The following is a 26514-nucleotide window of genomic DNA, read 5'->3' on the forward strand; positions in this document are numbered from 1 at the left end:
TAACTGGTTCTACTGGGGTAACCGGTTCTACTGGGGTAACCGGCGTTACTGGTTCTACGGGTGAGACTGGGGCTACTGGGGTAAGCGGCGCTACTGGAGTAACCGGCGCTACTGGTGTTGCTGGTTCTACTGGCGCTACCGGCGTTACTGGCGTTACTGGTGCTACTGGCGTTGCTGGGGCTACGGGTGAGACCGGCGCTACGGGTGTTACTGGTTCTACGGGTGTAACCGGGGCTACCGGCGTTACTGGGGTAACTGGAGCTACTGGTGCAATCGGACCTACTGGTGCTACTGGGGTAACCGGCGCTACTGGCTTGACTGGTGCAATAGGACCTACTGGCGCTACTGGGGTAACCGGCGCTACTGGCTTGACTGGTGCAATCGGACCTACTGGCGCTACTGGAGTAACCGGGGCTACCGGCGTTACTGGGGCTACTGGGGTAACTGGGGTAACTGGGGCTACCGGCTTGACTGGTGCAATCGGACCTACTGGCGCTACTGGAGTAACCGGGGCTACCGGCGTTACTGGGGTAACCGGGGCTACCGGCGTTACTGGTTCTACGGGTGAGACTGGGGCTACTGGCGTTACTGGCGCAATCGGACCTACTGGCGCTACTGGTTCTACCGGCGCTACCGGCGTTACTGGGGTAACTGGGGCTACCGGCGCTACTGGGGTAACCGGGGCTACCGGCGCTACTGGAGTAACCGGGGCTACCGGCGTTACTGGTGTAACCGGGGCTACCGGCGTTACTGGAGTAACCGGGGCTACCGGCGTTACTGGTTCTACGGGCACTACTGGCGTTACTGGTGCAATCGGACCTACTGGCGCTACTGGCGCTACTGGTTCTACCGGCGCTACTGGCGTTACTGGGGTAACTGGGGCTACAGGCGCTACTGGTGTAACCGGGGCTACCGGCGTTACTGGGGCTACTGGCTTGACTGGTGCAATCGGACCTACTGGCGCTACTGGAGTAACCGGGGCTACTGGCGTTACTGGGGTAACTGGGGCTACCGGCGCTACTGGGGTAACCGGGGCTACCGGCGTTACTGGTTCTACGGGTGAGACTGGGGCTACTGGCGTTACTGGCGCAATCGGACCTACTGGCGCTACTGGTTCTACCGGCGCTACCGGCGTTACTGGTGTAACCGGGGCTACCGGCGTGACTGGTTCTACGGGTGAGACTGGGGCTACCGGCGTTACTGGTTCTACGGGCACTACTGGCGTTACTGGTGCAATCGGACCTACTGGCGCTACTGGGGTAACTGGGGCTACCGGTGTTGCTGGTTCTACGGGCGCGACTGGCGCAATCGGACCTACTGGCGTTACTGGTGTAACCGGGGCTACCGGCGTTACTGGTGTAACTGGCGCTACCGGCGTTACTGGTGTAACTGGCGCTACGGGTGCTACTGGGCCTGCGTTTACTGAAGGATTCTCTGCCTTTAAAAACACGTTGGCTGTTAGTGGATCTACTTCAATCACTAACTGGAGTGTTGCTTCACCATACTTTACAACACCTGCTTTCAATCCAACAACTGGGATATTCACTGTACCAACTACAGGTAGGTATTCCTTTGAAGCAACCATTAACTACTCCACTGCTGCGGCTATTACCGTTACTTTAGGAGCAGGAATAAACCCTTCATTTGCAATTAGACAAAATGCTACTACAAATTTAATTAGTGGCTTGTTCCCTGTACTAAATGTCAATGTGGCGCTTGTATTAACTTTACGCGCAGTTCTTGGAAATGGCACAATCACTTTAGCAGGAGAAGTGAATTTAAATGCTGGAGATACGATTGATTTGTTCTATGAAGCAAATGGATTGACTATCTCTCTTACACTAGGCGGCGCTAACTCTGGTGGTATTGTTTGGTCATGTCATCGAATTTCTTAGAGTTAGGACATTAATCAGCAATACAGCTCTTAGTAGAAATAGCAAACCACTATTTGTGGTTTGCTATTTCTTTTTCATGTAACAATATAAAAAATAGTACAAACATTGATAATAAATGTTTGTACTATCTGATTTGCATTACTTGAACATTTCCATTAATACTTCATTCGCAACCTGTTTACCTTGCTGTACACATTCTGGAATTGATATTCCTTCAAACGAGCTTCCTGCAAGCTTTACAGTTGGAAAATGTTCTTGTAATTCTTGTTTGATACGAAGGACTTTCGCCTCGTGGCCAACTGTATATTGTGGCATCGCATTTTTCCAACGTGTTACAACCGTTGTGACAGGTGCGCCATCGATACCAATCGTTTTCTGTAAATCCTGTAGCACGGTTTTTTCGATCTCCGTATCCGATAAAGCCACAATCGCTTCGTCGCCCACTCGACCAATATAACTGCGTAATAATACAAAATCCTTTGGTGAAGTACCTGGCCATTTTCGATTCATCCAAGTGCAGGAAGTAATTGAAAAATCACTATTTCGAGAGACATAAAAAGAAAGTGCATCTAAATCCCCTAGTTGTTCCTTTTTAAAGGCCATTGTAACGGTTGCAATAGTAGCAGCCTTCATTGTGCCCAATTCATGTAATAGACTTAACTTACTAAACATTTTTTCAGCCATATTAAAGGGGGTGGCAATAATAACAGCATCTGCTTTGATATGTGAAAAATTATTGAGCATTACCTGAACTGAACCATCCTTGCCATGCTCTATTTCCTCTACTTTGACACCCTTCATCACTGTCCCCGGTAGTAGTGATTCTTCTATACTTTCAATGAGTGTTTCAAGGCCATTGCTAAAGGTTTGAAAGATACCTTTATTTTCAGCTATGTGATGATTGCTTAAGAAATTCGTGCCTGACTTCTTCATACCAATCAGCAAACTACGATATTGTTGTTCTAAACTATAAAGCTGTGGGAAGGTTGAGCTCATACTTAACTGCTCAATATCCCCTGCAAATGTACCTGCTAGTAGGGGCTCTACTAGATTTTCCACTATCTCAGCACCAAATCTTCTTCTAAAAAAAGCGCCTAACGGTTGATCGTCATCCTGTGTAGAACGGGGAATGAAAAAGTCCCCCGCCGCACGAACTTTACCACTTAGTGAAAACAAGCCTGAAGTTATGAATGAAGAGATATGTGGTGTCTCTCCAGATAAGAGATGACTAGGTATTGGATATAACTGACTACCAACAGCTATATAGTTTGGACCCGCATTACTTGTTAATAGTTTCTGTTCGATCCCAAGATCCTTTGCTAAATCATTGACATAGTTTTCACGATCAAAAAAAGATTCTGGCCCACGCTCAATAATAAAGCCATCTTTTCTTAGAGTTTGAATTTTTCCGCCAAGACGTAATGACGACTCGACAAGTACGATATCTAATGGCAATTCTTTTGCGCTTGCTTCTTTTTGCATATAGAACGCAGCTGTAAGGCCTGTAATGCCACCGCCTACGACAACTACCTTTCGTCTTTTCTGAGTCACCAACATCATCACTTTCTTTTCGCTTAGCTTAATTTTTTATGAATCGCCTCTACCATCGCATCAATAAATAAAGGATGTGTATTTGGCATCGCTGGACGATAGTATTTTGCACCAAGTTCATCACAAACAACTTTACATTCAAAATCGTTGTCATACAACACTTCTAAATGCTCTGTTACGAAACCTACTGGTGTATAAACAAATGAACGGAAACCTTTTTCTTCGAATAGCTCACGTGTTAAGTCTTGAACATCTGGACCAATCCAAGGCTCTGGTGTTTGGCCTGCTGATTGCCAGCCAACCTCTACATTTTTTAAACCGGTCGCAGCTTGAATAAGACGAGCTGTTTCAATTAGTTGATCTTCATATGGATCACCTAAGTTTTTAATTTTTTCAGGCAATGAATGTGCTGATACAATTAGACAAGCTGTCTCACGTTCTTCTTCTGACATTGCATTGAATGTCTCATTCACTTGTTGTTTCCAGTATTCTATGAATTTTGGCTCGTCATACCAAGATTCCACAGAAGTTATCTTTAAGCGACCTCCTGCGGCCTCTTCAGCACGACCATTATAAGACTTAATTGAGAAAGTAGAGAAATGAGGAGCTAAAACAATAGAAACCGCTTCTTTTATGCCCTCCTCCACCATTTGCTCTACTGCATCTTCTATAAATGGATGAATATGTTTTAAACCAATAAACAATTTATATTCTACAGCATCCTGTACTTCGTTCAAACGTGTACATAATGCTTCAGCTTGTGCTTGTGTTGCCGCAGCTAATGGGGATAAACCACCGATTGCTTCATAGCGGCTACGCAAATCTTCTAAATGCTCTGCAGAAGGTTTACGTCCATGACGAATATGCGTATAGTAAGGTTCAATATCTTCTTCTTTATAAGGTGTTCCATATGCCATTACTAGTAAGCCTTTAACTTCTTTCATTACCCTTTTCACCTCTAAAATTGTTTTATGTTTTTCATACATTATGTGATAAAAAGAAGCTGCCCAATCTTGATTGCTGGACAGCTCCTTTTCTACATTGAAATTAAAATTCCCTATGTAGAAAAGGACATATTATTCACGCTTGATTGACTTCCATTAAGAACGAGCTTGAATTTGTTGAGCACTATATTCATGAATAAGTGTTGTAAGACGTTTTAAGACATCTGGGTCAACCTCTGGGAAAACACCATGACCAAGATTAAAGATATGACCTGGCATTTCTAGACCTTGATCAATAATATCTTTCGTTCGTTTTTCAATAACTGACCAATCTGCAAGTAATAGGGATGGATCTAAGTTTCCTTGTACAGGCTTGGTAATACCATTGGCACGTGCATCTTTAATCGGTAAACGCCAATCTAAGCCCACAACATCTATCGGTAAATCATTCCATTCCTTTGCTAAATGGCTAGCACCCACTCCAAATTGAATTAATGGTACATTTTCTTTTTGCAACTCTGCAAAAATACGAGTCATAATCGGTTTAATAAATACACGGTAATCCTCTACATTTAAGGCTCCAACCCATGAGTCGAACACTTGGATAGCTTTTGCACCAGCTTTAATTTGAGCCGTTACATCTGCAATAATCATGTCAGCGAGTTTATCCATTAAAGCAAACCAAGCTTGAGGTTCAGATACCATAAATGATTTTGTTTTATTATAGTTTCTTGAAGGACCACCTTCAATCATGTAGCTTGCAAGTGTGAATGGGGCTCCAGCAAAACCGATTAGAGGTACATTTAATTGCTCTTCTGCAAGTAACTTGATTGTTTCTAATACAAATGGTGTATGCTCTTTAGCATTGAATTCACCTAATTTTTCTACATCCGCTACTGAACGAATAGGATTTGAAATAACAGGACCAACACCTGCCTTGATTTTCACATCTATCCCAATTCCAGGGAGAGGTGTGACAATATCTTTATATAAAATAGCAGCATCTACATTGTAATTTTCTACAGGTAGACGAGTGACATACGCACATAGCTCAGGTTGATGTGTAATTTCCTCTAAGGAATACTTTTCTTTAATGGCACGGTATTCTGGCTGAGAACGTCCTGCCTGACGCATATACCAAACTGGTGTATGTGCGGTCCTTTCTCCACGTGCAGCACGTAGAAGTGTATCATTAAAAGTTGTCATGAATAGTTCCTTCCCCTCGTTAAATTCTTACTATAAAAAATCGCATGTTTATTCCTTTATTATTGATATCCGTTTCCAATAGTAAACGCTTCCTCTGTTATTGTATAGTTTTCCTAGTGAAATGTCATAAAATTGTTCTTTCTCGGCATATTCTTTTTGAGCGGAGCGTTAGACTTACGCCAGAAAGGGTATAATCACGCTATATTAGTAAGATTCATAAGGAGGATAAATTCATGTATATTTATTTAACTTCTGGTACTGGCGATTTTTTGGAACAGGTAAAAAATAAGTATCCTAATGAACATATGATTTTAATTCATGGGGAAGGTAACTCTGTACTGATACATGAAACAGAAGGAAAAACAGTATTTGCGACACCTCGTAAATTTGAAGTGCTAGATTCAGTAAATGATTTAGAGGAACACGGTTTCTTTGTTTTCAACAATATTCCTGTAACAGATGAAGGAAGACCAGTTTTCGAGCATCGCTTTTTAGAACGTTCACGCGCTATTGAAAACGAGCCTGGCTTTGTTGCCTTCCGTTTATTAAGGCCTATCAAGAGTGATACTTACATTGTCATGACTCAATGGCATGGACCTCATTCATTTGACGCATGGAAGAGCTCTAAAGCCTATGAAACTGCCCATGCTAGAAGAGATGATTCAACTGGGATACGCCAGCAAAACATCTTCTCAGCAGCTTCTTATGTAACAACCTATAGTGCTATACCGAAAGAAGAAGATTCACAATAAGTTTAAATAATTAAAAGCTCATTTATCCAACAATATCATTGGTAAATGAGCTTTTTAGTATTCTATTCTACTTTGAAACCTTCGACGTTAATTCACTAATTACCAAAACAATGATAAAGGCAATATAAAACATTGGTTGTGTCATAGCACATAAGCCCACAACAATAGCTTGTGTAATCATGGCTAAACGCACAATTTGCTTCACAGCTAGTTGACGAGCATGATCTGGTAACGGATAGAGCATGTCCATTCGAAATTCGCCGCTGGATAACAGAGCTTGTTTTAACTGAATAGTTGTCGCAAAGCTGAGTGCACCTGCTACAATCCATGTAACGACAGGAATATCTACAAATGCTGCAATGATTGCTGAAATAGCAGTAAGGCGTACCCATAAATAGAAATGGTCATCTGTTCGAATAAAGGTACGAAATACCAAGTACTTTTGAGCATTTTCCTTACCATATGGTACAAATTTATAGAGCCAGTCCATCCAGCTTCGACGCCGAATGCTACCGTGTAAATGAGGTACGTCTGTAAAATAATTTGCAAAACGATAGAAGCTCATCATACGATTCTGTTCAAGCTTGACAAAATGCTCATACGGCACTGGTTCACCAACTGATTTTTTACTAAAGACTATCATATAAATAACACTAATAACTGTCGCGATTACTGCTAATAACAACTGTGCATGGAGCCCCATATAAATAGCAGCTGCAAAAATGACAGCTCGAATAAACCTATCCACCCAAACCATCTGCCCTCGTTCACTATAACGATAGCTGAATTCTCCTCGAACACTTAGATATTTCAACACAATAGTAAGTAAAAATATTGTCCATATTTCGACCGTTGTTAATTCAGTCACGGCTTTTAATAAAGGGATACTAACAATATAGACAATCGCTACAATCCACACCTGAGACCAAAACGTCCAAGCCAACGCCTTGCTGAAGTACAAAGACATCTTTGATTCTAAAGGTAATAAGTATACTTGATCTGGCTCTCTCAACAATGTAGTCGGACGGCTAAAGGCCAATAAAATCCCGATGATAACAGCTATCAGGACTTCTGCTGGAAAGTCTGTTTGAACAACTTTCAGCCATTCGCTATATTGATAGCCCCCTGCTCCTATTAGAAATACAAGTACGATAGCAATATGCCCTGTAAAAATAAATTGCATATATTTTTGTACTTCTCCTATATAATGCATGAAGCGAGAGGACCATACATCACGCAAGTTCTTCATGGTCCCGCTCCTTTGTCATAGCAATATAGAGGTCATCTAATGTCGCATACGGCATAGCAAATGATTGACGTAAATCAGCCATTGTTCCTTGTGCTCGAACTCTTCCTTCATGCAATAAGATAATGCGATCACAATGCTTTTCAGCTGTTGATAGAATATGTGTAGACATTAATATAGAAGCGCCTTCTTTTTTCTTTTCATCCATTTGATCTAATAACGATTGAATACCTAATGGATCCAATCCCACAAAAGGTTCATCAATAATATATAAACTTGGATTCACTAAAAAGGCACACATAATCATAACTTTTTGACGCATTCCCTTTGAAAAATGTGAAGGGAACCAATTTAATCTTTTCTCCATTCGAAATTCTTTTAACAGTACATCAGAACGAGCATCGAGTGTTGCTTTGTCAATACCGTAAGCCATTGCAGTTAATTCTAAATGCTCTCTTAATGTTAGCTCATCGTATAATACAGGGGTTTCAGGAATATAGGAAAAGGCTGTACGATACTTGTCCGTATCTTCCTTTAATGTTACACCATTTAGACGTATGTCCCCTTCCTTTGGCAACATTGTTCCTATAATATGTTTAATCGTTGTACTTTTCCCAGCTCCATTTAAGCCGATTAAGCCAACTAGTTCACCTTCTCCAATCGTAAAAGATAGATCTTTAATAACAGGTTTTCTTGTATAACCACCTGTCACATGCTGTACCTCTAATACTGACATATTCTCACTCCTCTTCTTGTATTATATTTTATCAAAAATTAGCAAATGATACAGGTTTGAGTATGATAGAATGTACTTACATATACGTTAAGGGGGAAATTCTTATGAGCGATTGCCTATTTTGCAAAATTATTGATGGTTCCATTCCAAGTACAAAAATTTATGAAGACGATCATGTCTATGCATTCACAGACATTTCACCTGTTGCAAAAGGCCATACACTATTAATTCCAAAGCATCACTGCAAAGATTTATTTGAAATGCCAGAGGAAGTGGCTCGTAATCTATATGCTGTGGCACCAAAAATTGCAAATGCAATTAAAGCAGCATTTCAGCCGATTGGTTTGAATACCATTAATAACAACGGTGCTGCAGCTGGACAAACTGTTTTCCACTACCACTTACATTTTATTCCGCGTTACGATGAAAAAGAAGGGCTAGGCTTAATTTGGCAAACACAAAAGTACTCACCAGAGCAGTTGTCAGAAGTAGCAGAAAGTATTAAAGCCAATCTATAAGCCATTTGTAATATATTAACATCTGAATGTTCAGAATGCTGTATTGCAAATTTTTAAAATTTAGCGTACAATCACAAATAAGTTTCGCTAGCGGTCAAGAGGACACGTTAGGAGACAAATAGATTAGCATAGTCGAGGAGAGATTCAAATGAATACAAAGAATTTAGTATTAATGGCACTGTTAGTAGGTGTCGGTGCTGCACTTTATGTGGTTACACCAGGAATGGTGAATGGGATGAAGCCTGATTTTATGTTAACCATGATGTTTATTGGTATTCTATTATTCCCAACAGTGAAAGAAACGTTCCTACTTTCTCTTTCAACAGGGGTGCTTTCAGGTTTATTTACAACATTCCCAGCAGGTCTAGTTCCAAATATTATTGATAAAGCTGTTACTGGTTTTGTATTTTTAGCTGCTTTAATCATTCTCAAAAAACTGGCAGGTCATTTCGCCGTATCTGCTGTCTTAGTTGGCTTGGGAACAATTCTTTCAGGAACTGTCTTCTTAGCAGTAGCGCTTTTTGTGTTTAATGCAAATGTTGGCGCGACGTTTGCGATGCTATTTATTGGCGTTGTCCTTCCAGCTGTCGTATTTAACGTTGTTGCGTTTGCCATTATTTATCCAATTGTTTCAAAATTAGTGAAGCGCTCTAAATTCAATACAGCTATTTCTCAAATTTCATAAATAAACACTTTAAATAATCAAAAGAAACTAAACTGTGACGGTCAAATCACTCGTTTAGTTTCTTTTTCTTTTTGTATTGGTGCATTTCATGGTTTAATAGTAAATAAACATGACTAGAAATGAGGTATCTAATATGAAAGCAAAACCATTTTTACTTGGACTAACGACAGGAATTATCGGTGGGACAATCGCTGTGCTTTTCTCCACGCCACAATCTGGGCAACAGCTACGTGCTTCTGTTAAACAAAATGTTGACCAAACAAAGGGTATGCTCCTTGATGTAAAACAACAAGTAGGAACTGTTAAACAATCTGTTAATACATTAACAAATGAAGTAAAAAATAATATCCCACAAATAATAAATGATTTAAAGCAAACAATTACGACTTTTACTGAAGAAATCGAACCAACGAAAAATAATTTACAACAAGAATTAGATGCTTTACAGAATTCGATAAGCGAAATCGAGAAAAACATTGCACAAATTACAGAAAATAAGAAAAAACCTCAAGAAAAAGTTAGCGACTAAAGTCCTTATCGATAGTTAGATAATCTGTATTTTTATCAAAAACTATTGCTATAATATTATTTTTTAGCCACTTTTCAATTTTTTAATTTTTCTAACTTTAAACTTTTTTCCTTTACTGCTATAATATTTTTAAAAATGTGAAAGAAAGCAGTAGGTGATGGCTTTGTCAGAGGAATTATATACACAAAAAGAAGCGATGCTTTATAGTCAAAGAATCGCACAGTTATCAAAAGCGCTGTGGAAAGCGGTTGAAAAGGATTGGCAACAATGGATTAAACCTTATGATTTAAATATTAATGAACACCATATTTTATGGATTTCATACCATTTAAAAGGCGCTTCCATTTCTGATGTTGCGAAATTTGGCGTGATGCATGTTTCTACAGCATTTAATTTCTCCAAAAAATTAGAAGAGCGTGGCTTTCTTAAGTTTTCCAAGCGTGATGACGATAAACGTAATACGTATGTTGAACTTACAGAAGCTGGCACAGAGCTCATTATAGAGATGAATAAAAACTACCATAATACGTATCATTCCGTACTGGAAGGATCATTAGCATTAAAAGATTTATATGGCCGTTTCCCTGATTTTTTAGATGTAATGGCTGTTATTCGTAATATCTATGGTGAAGATTTCATCGATATTTTCGAACGCTCTTTCCAACATTTCCGTGATTCCTTTGACACACTAGAAGAACGCACACCTGTAAAAGGATAAGACGAAGCTTCAAACTGCACATAATTTTTCCTGCAATTATTTATAAGTTGAACAAAAATGAGTTATACTACTGTTCATTCAGGAATGAGTCATGTGAAAGGAGGTATTTCAGAAATATTTCTGAAGTACCTCCTTTTTCTTGCATTCTAACATAATTCAATTTACATTAAATAGGACACTTCCTATTCGGAGTTGATAAAAAACCATGCATTGCTGGAAAATTTTAAATTTAGAACATCATTACGGTACTACGCGTATTATTATAATGGGTGTCATTACTTTTTTATTGGTCTTTTCTGTTTCGTATGTAACGTTTAATTTATTTAATGAAGAGCATTATACAGATCGACTATTCTGGCTCTTTGTGATAGCTGTGCTAACACTTTATCCCATTCACAAATTTTTGCACTTTGTGGCCCTATTTGATTTACGCCAACATTTAAAATTACGTGTACGTAGTCAGTTTTATATAATTCCTGTTTTACACATGCGAATTCGAGAGCCATTATCTAAAAATCGATACATCTTAGCATTACTTACGCCTTTTATCGTTCTAAATACTAGTATTATAGTTGGAACATGGCTTTTACCAGCCTATACCCATTATGGGACATTGCTGTTAGCCTATCACTGTAGTCTATGCCTGATTGATATCCTTTACGTAAAGTATCTCTTGAATTCACCTAAAAATTCACAAATAGAGGAAACACCTAAAGGCTATGAAATTTTAGTTCCACCGACCGTTCACTAAATTGCTTGTACTTGTTTTTTATTGACGTTCTTTGTTATGCTATTACTATTGAAAGAGGGGAGGAATAGACTTGCTATTAATGATTGTAGTTCTATTCTCGGTATTCTATTTATTTCAAATTAACCGCATGACATATGCTCTATGCATGCGACGTGAAATTCCCGAAGAAAACCAACCAAAAATATTCCGAACTATAAATATACTTATTACTATCCTACTTGTCTCATTCTACATTGAAATTTTATATGCAGTTTAACAGAAAATTCCATTACGCCTCGGCGTAATGGAATCTAAATTTTTTCGGGCTTTTTTGAAAAGCCCCTTTCAAAACATGTGCACCATCCGCGCCCGTCCGCACGCTTGAAGATAAGTCGAGCCCCCCATGCAACAACTTTTACTAAACAAATAAATTGTTTAGAACCAAGGCGTGCGGCGCGAATGTCTAACATTGTTAAGAAAAGCTAAGAGTTAAAGCTCTTAGCTTTTCGCTGTTTTATTAATTAGTATAGGAACGCTGCACCAACGATAATTAATAAAATAAATAACACAACTAATAAAGCAAAGCCTGAGCCGTAGCCACCGCCACCGTATCCTCCGTTGCCCATAACTTCACCCCCTTTCTTTTCTATATCCTATGCGCTTCAAAATTTGAAATATAGGCAATACTCAAGGGGGAACCATTTTGTTTTTAAAACGTTTATGTTATAGTAAAAAATGGACGAAACCATGTTAGGAGAGAATATCCACTATGAAAAAGACAGTTTTATCTTTAACTTTAGCTGCATCTGTATTAGCGCTTGGTGCTTGTAGCGGCGGAGACAGCAAAGCAATCGTTACTTCTAAAGTGGGCGATATTTCAGTAGCTGATTTTAATGAAAAGGCAAAAGCTTTAACAGGCTCATATGTAATGCAGCAAATGGTGACTGAAAAAGTTTTAGCTGACAAATATGAAGTAACAGATAAAGAAATCAAAGAAGCGTATGACACAACTGCATCACAATTTGGTGATGGCTTTACACAAGCGCTTGCTGAAAGTGGTTTAACAGAACAGGGCTTTAAAGATTCTTTACGTGTTCAACTTCTTCAAGAAAAAGCTTTAAAAGATCAAGCCATTAAAGAAGAAGATGTGAAAAAATACTACGAGCAAATGAAAACAGAATTAAATGGTCGTCATATTTTAGTAGCAGATGAAAAAACAGCAAAAGAAGTAATTGAAAAAATTAAGGGTGGCGCTAAGTTTGAGGACGTTGCAAAAGAGTACTCAACAGATACTGGCTCTGCTCAAAAAGGTGGAGAGCTTGGATGGTTCTCTGTAGGTTCAATGGTAGATGAATTTAACGATGCCGCTTATGCTCTTGAATTAAATACATTAAGTGAACCAGTAAAATCTAGCTTTGGTTACCATGTAATTGAAATTACGGACAAGCGTGATGTAAAAGGTGTTGGTTCATTTAAAGACGAAGAAGAAAACATTCGTTCAACTATGTTAAGTAAACTGAACCAAACTGGTGAAGCTCAAACGATTCTTAAAGATATCGTTGCAAAAATGGCTAAAGATGCCGATGTGAAAACATCTGATAAAGATTTAAAAGAACCGCTTAAATTCTTTACAACAACAAGTGAAGAACAAGCAAAAGCAGCTGAAGAAGCAGCTAAAAAAGCTGAAGAAAATGCGCCAAAAGAGGATTCCGAAGATAAAGCAGAAGATACTGACAAGGAATCTAAATAATTAGAGTCTAGTATATAACAAAAGAGAAGCACCCTGATACATCAGATGCTTCTCTTTTTTACTCTATTTTACTTTAAATTGGCTAATTTCAGTTTGTAGGTCATTTGACATTGTCTGAAGAACATTTGCAGCACTTGCTATTTCCTCATTAGAAGCACTTTGTTGCTCGATAGATAAAGCAATATGCTGTATGCCCGAAGATGTACCATTTGCTATGCCAACGACTTCTTTTACAGCCTCATCTGTTTGACTAGCTTTCTCATTGACACGCAAGACAATATCCTTTACCTCCGTTGTACGATGACTTATCTGTTGCAAATATACGACTATATTTTTAAAGGTATCGCCTGTCTGTTCAACAGACTCACGGCCTTCCTCCACAAACTGTGTACCGCTATTAATAGCATAAACAGCACTGGAGGTTTGGTTTAAGATATCATCCACCAATGTTCGAATATTATCTGCAGCCTTTCCAGATTCCTCTGCTAGCTTTCTTACTTCATCTGCTACTACTGCAAAGCCTTTTCCAGCCTCTCCTGCACGAGCTGCTTCAATAGATGCATTTAATGCAAGCAAGTTTGTTTGATCTGTAATACTTGTAATCAACGCTACAATCGTACTGATTTCCTTCGATTTTTCGCCTAAAGCATTTACAACTGCAGTTGACTGATGAACAGATTCATTAATGGTATTCATTTTTGCAATCGTTTGCTCAATTAACTGTAATCCTAAATCAGCCTTTTGGTTCGTTTCATTTGCTATTGAGGCAACTTCCTGTATAGCAGAAGATGCATGATCCATATCTTTAGTAATTAAATGTGCTGATTCAGATAATAAATCCATTTGCCTTAATTGTCCTTCTGCACTGGAGGCAATTTCCCCAATGGCACCCGAAATAGTTTCAACTGTTTGACTGCTTTGTTCGGTAATCGTTGTAAATTCCTTTGTAAAGGTTGATACATCTGTCGATGCTTTATTCGTCTTTTCAATGACCGTCCCAATTTGTTCTAGCATATGATTAAATTCAGTCGATAATTGACCAATTTCATCTTTTAATCGATCATCAATACGAACAGTTAAATCGCCATCAGCAGCCTGGGTCATAGCATTTAACACACGCTTTACACGCCTTAAGACAATATACCTTGTACATAACGAAATAATTACTGTGCCAATAAATAACGAAATAAATGTATTAATGGCAACCCCAGCACTTCCATTCAAATGCACTACCTTCTCGAATTGACGACTAACAAATTCTGAAATATGGGAGCTAATAAATAAACTTATGCCGATAGCTAGTATCATTTTGAAAATTAAACTTTTCCAAAACTTAATTTTCCGTGAAAAAAGTCCCTCTGTATCCATTACTTTTCCCCATTCCTATAATTTCTCTCTCTATTCTAAATTAAATATTCACATTGGTACAATAGTTAGGCACTACAATTAAATATATGAATACTTAGACTCAGAGAAATTAATATCGAATAGCTAGACAGCAACGTTAGTTTATGGGACGATTGATATTGCTTTTTAAATAGTAGGCTTATAGAATGAACGATTATCAAGTGGGAAGAGTCTCTCTGTAAATTCGCCCGGTGTCGTTTTACCTAATGCCCTTGTTAACATATTCATCTTTGCATCAATGTTATCGATATAATGCAAAATTTCTGCTTCCTGAATCATAGGTTTTTTCGGGCTACCCCACTCTTCTTTCCCATGGTGTGACAATACCATATGCTGCAACAGCATGACTTCTTCACCTTCAATTTCAAGCTCACTAGCAATCTTAGCAATTTCATTTACCATAATCGTAATATGACCTAATAAATTGCCCTCCACTGTATACATTGTGGCAACTGGGCCTGATAACTCTACAACCTTGCCTACATCATGTAAAATAATTCCAGCATATAATAAGTCACGATTTAATGTTGGATATAGGTCAGCAATGGCTTTACCTAGTTTGAGCATGGAGACCATATGATCTAATAAACCTGATGCATAGTCATGATGATTTTTAGTCGCTGCTGGAAAAACTAAAATAGCCTCTTGATGTTTTTTAATTGCTGCTCTTGTAATCCGTGAGATATTAGGGTTTTTAATGTCAAAGAAAAATTGCGTTAATTCTTCATATAGTTGTTCTTTTGGTGTTGCAGAGGATGGCACTAAATCGTGAATAGCAATTCCTTCCTCTGGCTTAGCAACACGGATAGATTTAATACGCAATTGATTCTTTCCTCTATAGTCATGAATCTCTCCGCCAACACGTACAATGGCTTCCGCATGGTACATCTTTTCATGATCCTCATTCGTATCCCATAGCTTTGCCTCTATATCCCCACTCTTATCTTGTAATATTAGCGACATAAATGGCTTCCCAACGGTTGTAACCCCTTTTGTCGCTTGTTTTATTAATAAAAATTGATCAACTACTTCTCCAACTTGGAGCGTCGTAATCCCTTTCATGTTGACGCCACTCCCCTTTCATTTGCTAATGCTCCTATATCGACAATCTGGTTTTTTTGCCAATAGTTGAGCATTGTGTCATGACAAGTAAAATATAAAATTTGACGTTCATATCCTACTTCTTTCATTAATTGTACCATTTTGTCTGTGCGGTTTCGATCAAAATGGACAAAAGGATCGTCCATAATCATTGGAAATGGTGCAGCGCTCACTAGGGTTTTTGCTAGAGCCATTCTCAATGCAATATAAGCTTGCTCTTTGGTAGCCTGGGACAACTCCACCATTTGATAACGTATCCCAGCAGCATCCTGCGCTACAAAATAACCATCCTCATGAATCGAAATTTTGTCATAGTTTCCTCCTGTTAGTAAACGGAATATAGCATTTACCTCTTCAAGGACATGAGGTAATTTTTCTTCACGAAGACGGAATAGGGTTTCATGAATAGCTGTCGCCACAGCTTTTTTAGTTGCCCACTGCTCAATTAACTGCTGCAATTCCGTTTTCTCCTGCTCAAACTGTTGAAGTAATTGACCATACTTTTCATCATTTAATAGCTGTTCTTTTTCCATTAGCAAAGCAGCACGTTGTTCCAGACATTGATCAATTTCTAGTTGCAATGATTGCTGCTCTTGTTCTAAAGCACATATGCGTTCGCTAACAGAGTCCTCAATCAGATTTTCCTTCTGTTGAAGATCGAGTGAAGATAATTGAGCCTGGACGGTTTGCAATTCTGTCTCAATTTTTCTTCTCTGTTCAAATTGCTCATGCATTTCATAATAAGCCTGTTCATTTTGGATCTTTGCTTCTTTGAATAGCTCGTACATTTCAGCAGTATAACGATCCATTCTTGATTGTCCACCTTCTATTTTTATTTGAACGCTGGCTAGCTGATCTTTTGCATGCTGTGCTTGTTGCTGTTGCTGTTGTGCTTCAAGGTAGGCTGTTCGTAAATGCATATAAATTTCATGTTCATTATAGGCTCCCTCTAAAACCCGTTGAAGCTGCTCATAAATGTTGTTCTTTTCTACCTGCGTTTCTTGCAACAGACTTGAGGTACTGTTTCTTTTAGCTGCTAATTCTTGTACACCACGAATACGCATAAATAATTCGGGCATTAGCGATCTGGCTATCGTTCCTTGTAAGCGATAACGCTTTAAAAAATGTTGGAGCGTTTGAGTGGCCTCTTCACTCTCTACCTCCGTTAGTTGAATTTTATATTCAAGAGAAGTATATTGCTGCTCCTTCTCTTTCTGCTGTTCATTGATGTGCAACCAGCGATCTTCATATCTTTGCTTCTTTGCAAGAACTGCTTGTACTGTCAATTCCTCTTGCTCTAACTCCCGTAGGAGGATGCTATGCTCTTTATTAGTAGGTTCATTTGCTTGCTTAACATATCGAATAAACAAAAAAGTTAGCAATGATAAAACTGCTCCAATTAGAATTACAACTATGTTTTTTTCAAATACACCATAAGCAAACGACATGAAGCAAATCAGTAGTACAAGCCAGATAAAGTCATGAGGCTGCTTCTGCTTACTGCGTTGCGATTTGGCAGAACGTAGTTGCTCAAGCCTCCGCTTTTGTTGAGGCCATTGTGCTAAAATATGTTCTTCCTCACTTGTTAATGACTCACGCATTAGCTGTTGCTTCTGTTTGGCTATTGCATCTAATTCTAGGTGTACTTGCTCTAGTGAACGTAGATGAAATTTTAGCTCTTCCTCCGCCTCGTCTAATTTACTTAATTGAAGCTGAAATTGTTGCTCCTGTTGAAGTGAAACTGTTTCGTTCAAAAGATTTTCTTGTGCTTCTTTCTCTGTTACACCTAGTAAACGAAACTGTGCTTCAATTTCTTGTTCGAGCAAAAATAGATCATCCTGTAAATTTTGCTCTTTCACCATTAGCTGGTGCCATGTTGCCTCTTTTTGCATAAGGTAAGCCATTTCATTGACCTTTTGCTCATCCACTGTTGCAAGTATTTTCTCCTGCAATATTTGATGCTGCTCCTTTAATTGCATCAGTTGCTGACTTTCATGTAACAGACGATCCTTTACCTGCTCATACCGTCTGATACCCTCTGATGGAAACTGAACATGTTGAAAATTGGTCATTGTCTGTTGCAATGTCTGTTGCTGCTTAAGGAGAGGGAGTGCTTGCTTTTGAATAGTTAATTGCTGCCATTGTTGCTGTTGCCGTTTTTGCGTACCAAATAGCTGTTGTAAATTTTGCTCAAGTAATTGTAATTGCTGTAATTTATCCTCAAAGGTTTGAATCTTCACCTGTTCCTGTTTAATTGTCCGCTCAAGCTGCTTTAGTTGTTCAATCTTTTGATTAATCAATGGCACTTTACCTGTCTTTTTAAACAGCTCACTAGCCTCTTTATCCATTTTCTTTTCAAGTGCGGATAAATACTGAATACCTGTTGTACCTGAGGCAAGTAGCAAATGGGTTAGCTCCTCTTCAGACATTTTTTCAATACCTTGTAGTTCATGCAGCGAAAAAGAAAAAATGGCTTCAAAGGATGCGCTAGAATATCCATATAAAAGCTTTACTAACAACTCATCTTGCCCCGTCGTTCCATCCTCTAGGTAGACAGTAACATCACCAGCAGCCTTTCCTTTCACACGTTCAACTGTACATTGACCATAAATAGGGTGTAAAAGTGTCAGCTGACCTCCATATTTCGTTGAAATTTTCGGCTCATATTTGCGCTGTATCTGCTGCCTTGTTGGGAAACCAAAAAGCATTTGTAGTATAAACTGCTGTATCGTCGTTTTTCCTGCTTCATTTAATCCATAAAAAATAGTGACACCATCATTTAACGAAATGGAGATATTTTCATGCTTACCAAAGCCATAAATTTGGATTTTCTGTATTGTCAGCATGTAATCACGCCCTTTGAATTTCTTCTGCTAATAATGTCTGTGCACGATGGGTTAAGTTCTCAATATCCTTTTCACTAAGTGGCTCTATCAGCCTCGCACCACCAGCATATTGGTACAAATCTTTTAGAATATCCTTCCATTCATTACTGTTCCATTGTTCCATTAAGCTCACAACGGATTGAGTTGTTGCTGTATGCTCATAAAATCTCGCTGCCTTTTGCAACACCATTTTTTGTACCCAACACATTGGGTCAATACCTTCCTCAGCCTCTCGAATAGTCTCTAACCATGCATCTACTGTTGCATGTTCAAATAAAGCTTCCGTTTGTTCGTCAATATTTTGCAAATGAAGCTCTACTACCGATGCGCCATACTTCTTCCTATTAGCTGTAATAGCTTCTGCACATCTCTTCAATAATTCATTGGCGTGTACCACATTCGTACAATCCACCTCAATGGTGCTATAAACAACAGCAGAGGTAGAGATAAAATCAAGCTCAGTCGATGTTTTGGATAGCGTAACATCATAAAAGCCTTTCATTCCTTGTTCTTTACGATGTCGACTTTGAATATTGCCTGGATAAACAATTGGAGGGTTTTGATGTAAAAGCTGTCGTTTATGAATATGGCCAAGCGCCCAATAATGATAGTTCTTTTCAAGTAACTGTTGTTTTGTAAAAGGGGCATACACATCATGTGTTGTATTGCCTGCCTCACTGCCATGAAGCATACCAATATGAATGGCATGCTGATCATGTGCAGTTGGATAGCTTTCAATAACAGATTCCTTTAAATGACGTTCAGGATAGCTAAAACCATATATATTCACTTGTTGACCCCGTATTTTTAATTGAACTACACTCGTTTCAGCTGGTAATTCATAGACATTACTTGGTAAAGAAAAGCGTGTCCATGTACCATTTAAATGATCATGATTTCCGTAGCTCACAATGACAGGGATATTGTGTTGAAAAAGCTTCTCCATTGCATCTTGAAATCTTCGTTGTGCTTGCAAGCTACGATTTTCACCATCATAAATATCCCCAACAATTAGTAAAAAATCAGGTTTTTCCTGAATCGCTTTAAGGATAATTTTATCAAACGCTTCAAAAGTGCTTGACCGTATTTTCTTTAAAATGGGTTCGGGTAGACCAAATAAGCCCTTAAATGGACTATCTAAATGTAAATCTGCCATATGGAAAAAACGAATTGCTGACATCCAATCACCTCAAATAGTAGATAATTCTCTCTTTAGTACAAAACCAAAGTAATAATATGTTGTTTATTCAAAACCGAATATTTGTTCTATTTTATCATAACTCATGTTTGATGAAAAATGCTATTACGGAAAAAAACAACATTGCCTTACTTTTTCCACAATTTTCGTAATTTATCAAAAAATTCACTAGTTTTACCGTGAAGTTTATAAATCTTCTATGTATAATAGAAATATATTCAAGTAAAAGGGTGGGGTCTGTATGGAGAATTATCGTTTTACAGCTTTTGAAAAAACAGGGGAAACATTGTTTGATGAAACTTGGACTTTTGAAAATGATGAGGCTGCTAAACTAAATGGACAACAACAAATTGAGGAAAAAGGTGTTGCCGATAAAACTCATCGTCTTGTAAACGCTTCAGGTAAATTAATTTTATTCCATGTTTAGTGGCTAATAAAAGGCACGTAGTCAATGGTTTGCTACGCGCCTTTTATTATTTTTATTTGCCTACAAAGACAGGCGTTCTTTTCTCTACAAATGCATGAATGCCCTCGACATGATCTGTTGTTTTACGCATTGCAGACTGGCCCTCAGCCTCTAATGCTAAGATATTTTCTAGCTGTGGCATATTTTGTGCATGTAGAATTTTTTTCGTTGTAATCATGGAAGAAATCGGGGATGCAAGCATTTTCCCCACCACCTGATCTGCCATTGCAAATACAGTGCCCTCTGGTGCAATATAATCAATTAACCCTGCATCTAATGCTTCTTTTGCTGTTAATACCTTTCCCTCCCATATCATTTGTTTCGCTTTAACAGTACCTACACGCTCCTTCATGAAGAAATGACCGCCCCCATCTGGGATCAGTCCAATTCCAATGAAATTCATAGCAAGTTTACTATTTTCACAGGCTACAATAATATCTGCCCCTAGTGTTAGACTAAATCCTAAACCTGCTGATGCACCATGAACCGCTGCAATCACAATCATTGGTAGCTGATAATATGCCTTCACGATACGTGTCAGATAAACCATTGCCTCATCAATATTCAGTGGTTTGCTTTCATCTAGCATTGCTTTTATATCACCACCCGCAGAAAAGACCTTTCCTTCTCCACGAATAACAAGCACCTGAATATCTTTTTCCTGCTGTAGAGCCTCAAAGCATTCTGCAAGTTCACGCATCATGACATCATCCATTGCATTCATCGCCTGTGGACGATTCAATGTTAAGGTTGCTCGACGCTCTAATTTTTCTAATGTAATCGTTGAAAATTCCATCTCTATAACCCCCAAATATGAATAGTCATTCACTATGTATAATTCGTGTTTTTTTAGAAAACTCCTTCTCTCTAAGCAAAATTGCTCCTGTTATGCTATATTAAAGGACGAATATCGAGATAAAGGTGGTAATGTATTTTGACACAAAAAGACTATCGTGTATTACTTTATTATAAATATATTACGATTGAAGATCCTGAAGCGTTCGCAGAAGAACATTTAGCATTGTGTAAAGAGATAGGGCTTCTTGGTCGTATTTTAGTAGGTTACGAAGGTATTAACGGAACTGTATCAGGTACCATTGAGCAAACAGATGCTTACATGAATCATATGAAGGCAGATGCTCGTTTTAGCGATATGATGTGGAAAATTGATGAGACTGAAGGGCATACCTTTAGAAAAATGCATGTACGTCCTCGTCGAGAAATTGTTCACCTCGGTTTAGAACAGGATATCAATCCGTTAGAAATCACAGGTGATTATTTAACACCTAAAGAATTTATGGAACAGATGCAAGATGACAACACCGTGGTTATCGATGCCCGTAATGACTATGAATATGATCTCGGTCATTTCCGAGGGGCTGTTCGACCAGATATTGAAAACTTCCGTGACCTACCTGCTTGGATGGAGGCGCATAAAGAAGATTTTGCAGATAAAAAAATCTTAACTTATTGTACAGGTGGTATTCGCTGCGAAAAATTCTCTGGTTGGCTAAAACGCGAGGGCTATGGTAAGAGCGTAGGTCAATTACACGGCGGTATTGCTACATATGCGAAGGATCCTGAGGTAAAAGGTAAATTATGGGATGGTCAAATGTTTGTTTTTGACCGCCGTCGAAGTGTACCGATTAATCAGGTGGAACATGTTATTGTTGGGAAGGATTATTTCACCGGGGAGCCTTCTGAACGATACACAAACTGTGCAAACCCAGCGTGTCATAAGTTAATGCTTTGTGAAGAAAAACATGAGGCATTTTACATGCGAAGCTGTTCAGATGATTGTCGCCGTGCAGAACGCAACTTTTTCGTGGAGGAAAACGGTTGGACAAAGGAACAGGTTGAAGAACAAATTGCTAAGATTGCAGAGGTCCAACAATCAAATTGTTAATCCATTTCATAATTTAATCAAGGTGCGCATTGCTGTTGGATTTCTGCTCAAAACTTCAGCATAGTGATCTACTCCAACATTATCAATCCATTTAAAAAGAGCATCGTTCATCAAAACGATGCTCTTCATTCATTTATGCACTTTATCCTTGCCCTAAATAACGCCCTACCTGGCGTCCACTAAATAAACAACCACCAACAAATGTCCCTTCTAAAGCGCGGTAGCCATGGACGCCACCGCCACCGAAACCACTTACTTCACCAGCAGCAAATAACCCAGGAATTGGCTGACCGTCCATGCCCAAAACAGCGCCATTTAAATTTGTTTGTAAGCCACCTAAAGTTTTCCTTGTTAGAATGTTTAAGCGAACAGCAATTAAAGGCCAATTTTTGGTATCTAAAATTTTATGTGGCTTGGCAACACGCACCCATTTATCCCCAATATAATTTCTTGCTCCATGAATAGCGTTTACTTGCAAATCCTTTGTAAACTTATTGTCCATTTCCCGATCTCTTGCCAAGATTTGCTCTTTAATCTTCATGAAATCAAGTAGCTCATTCCCAGCAAGTTTATTCATTCCATCTACAAGTTCCTTTAGATCATGTGCAATCACAAAATCCTCTCCGTGATTTTTAAAAGCTTGGATAGGAGCAGGTGGGCCTGGTAAAATGCGTTTTAGAACATCGCCAATGCTTTTGTTTGTTAAATCTGGGTTTTGCTCCGAGCCAGATAAAGCAAATTCTTTCTCAATAATTTTCTCCGTTAAAATAAACCAGGAATAGTCATAACCTGTTTTTTGAATCGCCTCTAACGTACTGAGTGTATCAAACCCTGGAAAGTTGGGTGCATGAAAACGATTCCCCTCTGCGTCAAACCACAGGGAGGAGGGACCAGGCAATATCCGAATTCCATGGTTGGGCCATATTGGATCCCAATTTCTTAAACCCTCTGTGTAATGCCACATGCGATCACGGTTTACAATGCGTCCCCCAGCATGTTCCGTGATCTCTAGCATTCTTCCGTCAACGTAAGCTGGTACACCACATACCATATTTTTGGGAGGGGTTCCTAATCGAGCAGGCCAATTTTTTCTCACTAAATCAAAATTTGCCCCAATACCACCACTTGCCACAATCACAGCTTTAGCTTCGTAGGAAAATTCACCGATTCCTAATCTCGAACTCTTTTCACCTCGATTAATAAAGGTTTCAGCTAGCACCGTTCCGCTAATTCCTATAATCTTCCCTTCTTGCTGCACAAATTCATCCACACGATGTCTTGGCTTGAAGTCAATGAATCCTTCTTTCATAGCCTGTTTTACTTTATCTACAAATGGCTTTACAATGCCAGGGCCTGTTCCCCAGACAATATGAAATCTAGGTACTGAATTGCCATGCCCTCCTGCCAATGAGCCTCCCCGCTCTGCCCATCCAACAACAGGGAAAAACTTTATACCTTTTGACTTTAACCAGTCGTATTTTTCACCTGCAGCAAAATCGACATATGCTCTTGCCCATTTATACGCCCAGGAATCCTCATCTTCTAAACGATCAAAGCCTGCAGTTCCTTGCCAATCCTGCCATGCAAGCTCCTTACTATCTTTAATTCCAAGCCTTCTTTGCTCTGGAGAATTTACTAAAAATATTCCTCCAAAAGACCAATATGCCTGTCCTCCGATTGAATTTTCAGGCTCTTGATCTACTAAAAGAACTTTTTTCTTTGCATCGATTAATTCACAAGCTGCGACTAATCCTGCAAGACCAGCACCGACTATTGCAACATCGTACTTCATTCTTACACCCCCAAATCAATCATCCTTAACTAACATTCTTCTCTCACAGTCTGTTTACCTTCTACTTTTTATATTTTTGTCTAAAATGTGACAAACAAAAACGTTCGCTTTCTTAGAACAAATCCATGGATAATTAGCATAAACCCTCTATTTTATTCCATTTAATTCCCATATAATTTTTCATGCTAAAACTACACAGAAACCTGATACTATCGGACTTTTCAAATATCGTTAGCGCTTTCATTGTATTCCCCAAAAAGACGAACAATACAACATTATTATATAAATAATATTCGTTTTTAGTTATTTTTCAGACTTTTGAAGTCAGTATTTTTAAAGTTTTTAAGAAATATCGTTGACAAAGGTGAACAATAGGGATTATGATGTTAACAAATTTAATCACAAAAAATATAATGACGGAGACACACTAGTCGCAAGAAAATCCAAAGAGAGCTGATGGTTGGTGCAAATCAGTGATTTCTACGATAATAGTTCCACTCCTGAATAGATAGGCTGAACAACTTAAAAGTATGCTTATCCGTCTCATGCACGTTACGCATATAGCTAAGACTGCCAGAATAAATTTTCCAGCAGTGATTAAGGGTGGTACCGCGAACCAAAGTTTATACAGCCTTTCGCCCCTTACAACACACTAACTGTGTTTGTAAGGCGTGGAAGGCTTTTTATATTGTCTTCGATTTAGAAAGGAGATTGTTTGTATGCTGTAAGATGTTCGAATTTTACAAATTTCAGACTATCGTAGATAAAGCCATAGCCAATAATGATAAAAAAGGAGCTAATTATAATGACTACTGCAACAAAAACAAGAACTATTAACGTATTTATCGCTGATCCACTAAGTGAGGATGGTATTTTCCCATTACGCCAGGAACAAGATTTAGATTTAAACATTATTGTAGACACAGGTTTAGCACCGGAAGAATTAATCGCTAAAATTGCTGATGTAGATGTATTACTTGTTCGTTCTCAAACAACGGTAACACGTGAAGTAATTGAAGCAGCAAAAAGCTTAAAATTAATTGGTCGTGCTGGTGTTGGTGTCGATAATATTGATCTTGCTGCTGCTACAGAACACGGCATTATCGTGGTAAACGCACCAGATGGTAATACTAACTCAGCTGCCGAACATACAATTGCGATGATGACTTCACTTGCCCGTCATATTCCACAAGCTTTTAATACATTAAAAAATGGCAAATGGGATCGCAAATCTTTTGTTGGCGTGGAGCTAAAAAATAAAACTTTAGGCGTTGTAGGTTTTGGTCGAATTGGTGTTGAAGTAGCTTATCGTGCTAAGGGTCAACGTATGAATGTTATGGCATACGATCCTTTCCTAACAGATGAACGTGCCAAAGAATTAGGTGTAACAAAAGCAACGGTTGAAGAAATCTGTGTAGCTGCAGATTTCATTACAGTTCATACACCACTTTTACCTGAAACTCGCAACCTTATTAATAAAGATAAATTTGCGATGATGAAAGATGGCGTACGTATTATTAACTGTGCACGTGGCGGTATCATCAATGAAGACGATTTATATGATGCAATCGTAGCAGGTAAAGTGGCTGGAGCAGCTCTTGATGTATTTGTTTCTGAACCAGCAACAGATCATAAGCTACTGACTTTACCACAAGTTATCGCAACGCCTCACTTAGGAGCATCTACAATCGAGGCACAGGAATCTGTAGCGGTTGACGTATCAAATGACATCATTAAATTTTACAAAACAGGTACTGTAACAAATCCAGTAAACATGCCATCTATACCTAAAGAGCTTCTTGCACAAGTTGAGCCTTTCTTTGAATTAGCTGAAAAACTTGGTTCATTCCTATCACAAGTGACAACAGAGCCAGTCAAAGAAATCAACCTATCTTATGCTGGAGAAGTAGCAAACTATGATGTTCGTCCATTAACTTCAAATGCATTAAAAGGTTTACTGTCTAAAAATCACGGTAATCATGTCAATGATGTGAATGCTCGTTACTTATCTGAACGTATTGGTATGAAAATTAATGAGCACAAAACAACAACAGCAAAAGGCTTTACTAGCTTAATTACGATTGAAATTATTACTGCTAACGAAACACATACTGTAGCGGGTACACTATTAAATGGTTTAGGTGCACGTATTGTAAAAGTAGAGGACTATGTTGTAGATGTCATTCCACAAGGCCACCTTCTTTACATTAAAAATACTGACAAACCAGGTGCAATTGGCCGTGTAGCAACAAAGCTTGCAGAAAAAGAAATCAATATTGCAACAATGCAGGTTGGTCGTGCACAGGTTGGTGGTACAGCGGTTATGATGTTAACGGTTGATAATGTTGTAACAGAAGAAGATTTAGTTTTTGTGGCACAGCTTGAAAACATTGATGAGGTAAAAGCCATTAACCTATAATTAATAATAGCAAGAAGCAGGGAGTCTCTACTCTCTGCTTTTTATTTTGGGAAAATGATACTTTTCTATGAGTTCTTCGT

Annotated in this window: 23 protein-coding genes, 1 pseudogene and 1 other annotated feature; of the genes and pseudogenes, 11 read left to right on the forward strand and 13 right to left on the reverse strand. The window is 38.7% G+C overall.

Features of this window, described 5'->3' with window-relative positions:
- Positions 1-1895 (forward strand): annotated as a pseudogene (locus VK91_RS23315) (S-layer family protein); the annotation flags it as partial.
- 138 nt (positions 1896-2033) lie between these two features.
- Here the strand turns inward: VK91_RS23315 and hemY are convergent.
- The 3 genes from hemY to hemE all read right to left on the reverse strand — a co-directional run bounded on the left by hemY (position 2034) and on the right by hemE (position 5596).
- Entirely contained in the window at positions 2034-3455 is a 1422-nt protein-coding gene (gene hemY, locus VK91_RS06145; protein WP_048391734.1) for a protoporphyrinogen oxidase, read from the reverse strand.
- A 14-nt stretch (positions 3456-3469) separates the two neighbouring features.
- Positions 3470-4390, reverse strand: coding sequence for a ferrochelatase (gene hemH / locus VK91_RS06150; protein ID WP_048391736.1), 921 nt, complete (start codon positions 4388-4390; stop codon positions 3470-3472).
- Between the two features lie 156 nt (positions 4391-4546).
- Positions 4547-5596, reverse strand: a complete 1050-nt coding sequence (gene hemE, locus VK91_RS06155) for a uroporphyrinogen decarboxylase (protein WP_048391738.1) — start codon at positions 5594-5596, stop codon at positions 4547-4549.
- Between the two features lie 233 nt (positions 5597-5829).
- On the opposite strand from hemE, the gene VK91_RS06160 reads away from it, so the two are divergent.
- A complete protein-coding gene (locus VK91_RS06160) occupies positions 5830-6348 on the forward strand; it encodes an antibiotic biosynthesis monooxygenase (RefSeq protein WP_048391740.1) in 519 nt (172 codons plus the stop codon).
- Between the two features lie 67 nt (positions 6349-6415).
- Here VK91_RS06160 and VK91_RS06165 read toward each other — a convergent pair whose 3' ends face one another.
- Both VK91_RS06165 and VK91_RS06170 read right to left on the reverse strand, forming a co-directional pair.
- Complete coding sequence (locus VK91_RS06165) at positions 6416-7597, reverse strand: ABC transporter permease (protein ID WP_048391743.1); 1182 nt, start codon at positions 7595-7597, stop codon at positions 6416-6418.
- Positions 7581-8330 carry an ABC transporter ATP-binding protein gene (locus tag VK91_RS06170; RefSeq protein ID WP_048391745.1) on the reverse strand — a complete coding sequence of 250 codons (750 nt, stop codon included), beginning with the start codon at positions 8328-8330 and terminating at the stop codon, positions 7581-7583. Before VK91_RS06170 ends, VK91_RS06165 begins: the two co-directional genes overlap by 17 nt.
- A gap of 104 nt (positions 8331-8434) precedes the next feature.
- On the opposite strand from VK91_RS06170, the gene VK91_RS06175 reads away from it, so the two are divergent.
- From VK91_RS06175 to VK91_RS06195, 5 genes are all read left to right on the forward strand, one after another.
- Positions 8435-8848 carry an HIT family protein gene (locus tag VK91_RS06175; RefSeq protein ID WP_048391747.1) on the forward strand — a complete coding sequence of 138 codons (414 nt, stop codon included), beginning with the start codon at positions 8435-8437 and terminating at the stop codon, positions 8846-8848.
- 148 nt (positions 8849-8996) lie between these two features.
- Positions 8997-9533 (forward strand): tryptophan transporter, encoded by a 537-nt coding sequence (locus VK91_RS06180; RefSeq protein ID WP_048391749.1) that lies wholly within the window; start codon positions 8997-8999, stop codon positions 9531-9533.
- A 133-nt stretch (positions 9534-9666) separates the two neighbouring features.
- Positions 9667-10062 (forward strand): YtxH domain-containing protein, encoded by a 396-nt coding sequence (locus tag VK91_RS06185; RefSeq protein WP_048391751.1) that lies wholly within the window; start codon positions 9667-9669, stop codon positions 10060-10062.
- A gap of 157 nt (positions 10063-10219) precedes the next feature.
- A complete protein-coding gene (locus VK91_RS06190; protein ID WP_004230760.1) occupies positions 10220-10780 on the forward strand; it encodes an HTH-type transcriptional regulator Hpr in 561 nt (186 codons plus the stop codon).
- A 205-nt stretch (positions 10781-10985) separates the two neighbouring features.
- Positions 10986-11531: a DUF3267 domain-containing protein gene (locus VK91_RS06195; protein WP_016992098.1), complete on the forward strand. Its 546-nt coding sequence runs from the start codon at positions 10986-10988 to the stop codon at positions 11529-11531.
- Between the two features lie 500 nt (positions 11532-12031).
- On the opposite strand, the gene VK91_RS22385 is transcribed toward VK91_RS06195, so the two are convergent.
- Entirely contained in the window at positions 12032-12136 is a 105-nt protein-coding gene (locus VK91_RS22385) for a YjcZ family sporulation protein (protein WP_004230765.1), read from the reverse strand.
- Between the two features lie 143 nt (positions 12137-12279).
- Here VK91_RS22385 and VK91_RS06200 point away from each other — a divergent pair, with 143 nt between their 5' ends.
- Positions 12280-13260 carry a peptidylprolyl isomerase gene (locus VK91_RS06200; protein WP_048391754.1) on the forward strand — a complete coding sequence of 327 codons (981 nt, stop codon included), beginning with the start codon at positions 12280-12282 and terminating at the stop codon, positions 13258-13260.
- A 63-nt stretch (positions 13261-13323) separates the two neighbouring features.
- Here the strand turns inward: VK91_RS06200 and VK91_RS06205 are convergent, their stop codons facing one another.
- The 4 genes from VK91_RS06205 to VK91_RS06220 all read right to left on the reverse strand — a co-directional run bounded on the left by VK91_RS06205 (position 13324) and on the right by VK91_RS06220 (position 19833).
- Complete coding sequence (locus VK91_RS06205) at positions 13324-14628, reverse strand: methyl-accepting chemotaxis protein (RefSeq protein ID WP_048391756.1); 1305 nt, start codon at positions 14626-14628, stop codon at positions 13324-13326.
- A gap of 165 nt (positions 14629-14793) precedes the next feature.
- Positions 14794-15729 carry a 3'-5' exoribonuclease YhaM gene (yhaM, locus tag VK91_RS06210; RefSeq protein ID WP_048391758.1) on the reverse strand — a complete coding sequence of 312 codons (936 nt, stop codon included), beginning with the start codon at positions 15727-15729 and terminating at the stop codon, positions 14794-14796.
- Positions 15726-18614 (reverse strand): AAA family ATPase, encoded by a 2889-nt coding sequence (locus VK91_RS06215; RefSeq protein ID WP_048391760.1) that lies wholly within the window; start codon positions 18612-18614, stop codon positions 15726-15728. Before VK91_RS06215 ends, yhaM begins: the two co-directional genes overlap by 4 nt.
- A gap of 4 nt (positions 18615-18618) precedes the next feature.
- Positions 18619-19833, reverse strand: coding sequence for a DNA repair exonuclease (locus VK91_RS06220; RefSeq protein WP_048391762.1), 1215 nt, complete (start codon positions 19831-19833; stop codon positions 18619-18621).
- 259 nt (positions 19834-20092) lie between these two features.
- On the opposite strand from VK91_RS06220, the gene VK91_RS06225 reads away from it, so the two are divergent.
- Positions 20093-20278 carry a YhzD family protein gene (locus VK91_RS06225; protein WP_036075853.1) on the forward strand — a complete coding sequence of 62 codons (186 nt, stop codon included), beginning with the start codon at positions 20093-20095 and terminating at the stop codon, positions 20276-20278.
- A 52-nt stretch (positions 20279-20330) separates the two neighbouring features.
- Here VK91_RS06225 and VK91_RS06230 read toward each other — a convergent pair whose 3' ends face one another.
- Positions 20331-21113, reverse strand: coding sequence for an enoyl-CoA hydratase (locus VK91_RS06230; RefSeq protein WP_048391764.1), 783 nt, complete (start codon positions 21111-21113; stop codon positions 20331-20333).
- Positions 21114-21251: 138 nt separating this feature from the next.
- Here VK91_RS06230 and VK91_RS06235 point away from each other — a divergent pair, with 138 nt between their 5' ends.
- Entirely contained in the window at positions 21252-22223 is a 972-nt protein-coding gene (locus VK91_RS06235; RefSeq protein WP_048391765.1) for a rhodanese-related sulfurtransferase, read from the forward strand.
- 6 nt (positions 22224-22229) lie between these two features.
- On the opposite strand, the gene VK91_RS23185 is transcribed toward VK91_RS06235, so the two are convergent.
- Together VK91_RS23185 and VK91_RS06240 are read right to left on the reverse strand one after the other, a co-directional pair.
- Positions 22230-22352, reverse strand: a complete 123-nt coding sequence (locus VK91_RS23185; RefSeq protein WP_255349860.1) for a hypothetical protein — start codon at positions 22350-22352, stop codon at positions 22230-22232.
- Between the two features lie 13 nt (positions 22353-22365).
- Positions 22366-24015: an FAD-binding dehydrogenase gene (locus VK91_RS06240; RefSeq protein ID WP_048391767.1), complete on the reverse strand. Its 1650-nt coding sequence runs from the start codon at positions 24013-24015 to the stop codon at positions 22366-22368.
- Positions 24016-24419: 404 nt separating this feature from the next.
- Positions 24420-24661, forward strand: a binding site (T-box leader).
- A 159-nt stretch (positions 24662-24820) separates the two neighbouring features.
- Between VK91_RS06240 and serA the strand changes: the two genes are divergently transcribed.
- Positions 24821-26434: a phosphoglycerate dehydrogenase gene (gene serA, locus VK91_RS06245; RefSeq protein WP_016992109.1), complete on the forward strand. Its 1614-nt coding sequence runs from the start codon at positions 24821-24823 to the stop codon at positions 26432-26434.
- Positions 26435-26514 lie beyond the last annotated feature (80 nt).

The sequence above is a fragment of the Lysinibacillus sp. LK3 genome (assembly GCF_001043675.1).
Taxonomy (GTDB): domain Bacteria; phylum Bacillota; class Bacilli; order Bacillales_A; family Planococcaceae; genus Lysinibacillus; species Lysinibacillus capsici.

Coding starts and splice junctions, on each gene's coding strand:
- hemY (WP_048391734.1), bottom strand. CDS start 3,455: ATGATGTTGGTGACTCAGAAAAGACGAAAGGTAGTTGTCGTAGGCGGT.
- hemH (WP_048391736.1), bottom strand. CDS start 4,390: ATGAAAGAAGTTAAAGGCTTACTAGTAATGGCATATGGAACACCTTAT.
- hemE (WP_048391738.1), bottom strand. CDS start 5,596: ATGACAACTTTTAATGATACACTTCTACGTGCTGCACGTGGAGAAAGG.
- VK91_RS06160 (WP_048391740.1), top strand. CDS start 5,830: ATGTATATTTATTTAACTTCTGGTACTGGCGATTTTTTGGAACAGGTA.
- VK91_RS06165 (WP_048391743.1), bottom strand. CDS start 7,597: ATGAAGAACTTGCGTGATGTATGGTCCTCTCGCTTCATGCATTATATA.
- VK91_RS06170 (WP_048391745.1), bottom strand. CDS start 8,330: ATGTCAGTATTAGAGGTACAGCATGTGACAGGTGGTTATACAAGAAAA.
- VK91_RS06175 (WP_048391747.1), top strand. CDS start 8,435: ATGAGCGATTGCCTATTTTGCAAAATTATTGATGGTTCCATTCCAAGT.
- VK91_RS06180 (WP_048391749.1), top strand. CDS start 8,997: ATGAATACAAAGAATTTAGTATTAATGGCACTGTTAGTAGGTGTCGGT.
- VK91_RS06185 (WP_048391751.1), top strand. CDS start 9,667: ATGAAAGCAAAACCATTTTTACTTGGACTAACGACAGGAATTATCGGT.
- VK91_RS06190 (WP_004230760.1), top strand. CDS start 10,220: ATGGCTTTGTCAGAGGAATTATATACACAAAAAGAAGCGATGCTTTAT.
- VK91_RS06195 (WP_016992098.1), top strand. CDS start 10,986: ATGCATTGCTGGAAAATTTTAAATTTAGAACATCATTACGGTACTACG.
- VK91_RS22385 (WP_004230765.1), bottom strand. CDS start 12,136: ATGGGCAACGGAGGATACGGTGGCGGTGGCTACGGCTCAGGCTTTGCT.
- VK91_RS06200 (WP_048391754.1), top strand. CDS start 12,280: ATGAAAAAGACAGTTTTATCTTTAACTTTAGCTGCATCTGTATTAGCG.
- VK91_RS06205 (WP_048391756.1), bottom strand. CDS start 14,628: ATGGATACAGAGGGACTTTTTTCACGGAAAATTAAGTTTTGGAAAAGT.
- yhaM (WP_048391758.1), bottom strand. CDS start 15,729: ATGAAAGGGATTACGACGCTCCAAGTTGGAGAAGTAGTTGATCAATTT.
- VK91_RS06215 (WP_048391760.1), bottom strand. CDS start 18,614: ATGCTGACAATACAGAAAATCCAAATTTATGGCTTTGGTAAGCATGAA.
- VK91_RS06220 (WP_048391762.1), bottom strand. CDS start 19,833: ATGTCAGCAATTCGTTTTTTCCATATGGCAGATTTACATTTAGATAGT.
- VK91_RS06225 (WP_036075853.1), top strand. CDS start 20,093: ATGGAGAATTATCGTTTTACAGCTTTTGAAAAAACAGGGGAAACATTG.
- VK91_RS06230 (WP_048391764.1), bottom strand. CDS start 21,113: ATGGAATTTTCAACGATTACATTAGAAAAATTAGAGCGTCGAGCAACC.
- VK91_RS23185 (WP_255349860.1), bottom strand. CDS start 22,352: ATGAAGAGCATCGTTTTGATGAACGATGCTCTTTTTAAATGGATTGAT.
- VK91_RS06240 (WP_048391767.1), bottom strand. CDS start 24,015: ATGAAGTACGATGTTGCAATAGTCGGTGCTGGTCTTGCAGGATTAGTC.
- serA (WP_016992109.1), top strand. CDS start 24,821: ATGACTACTGCAACAAAAACAAGAACTATTAACGTATTTATCGCTGAT.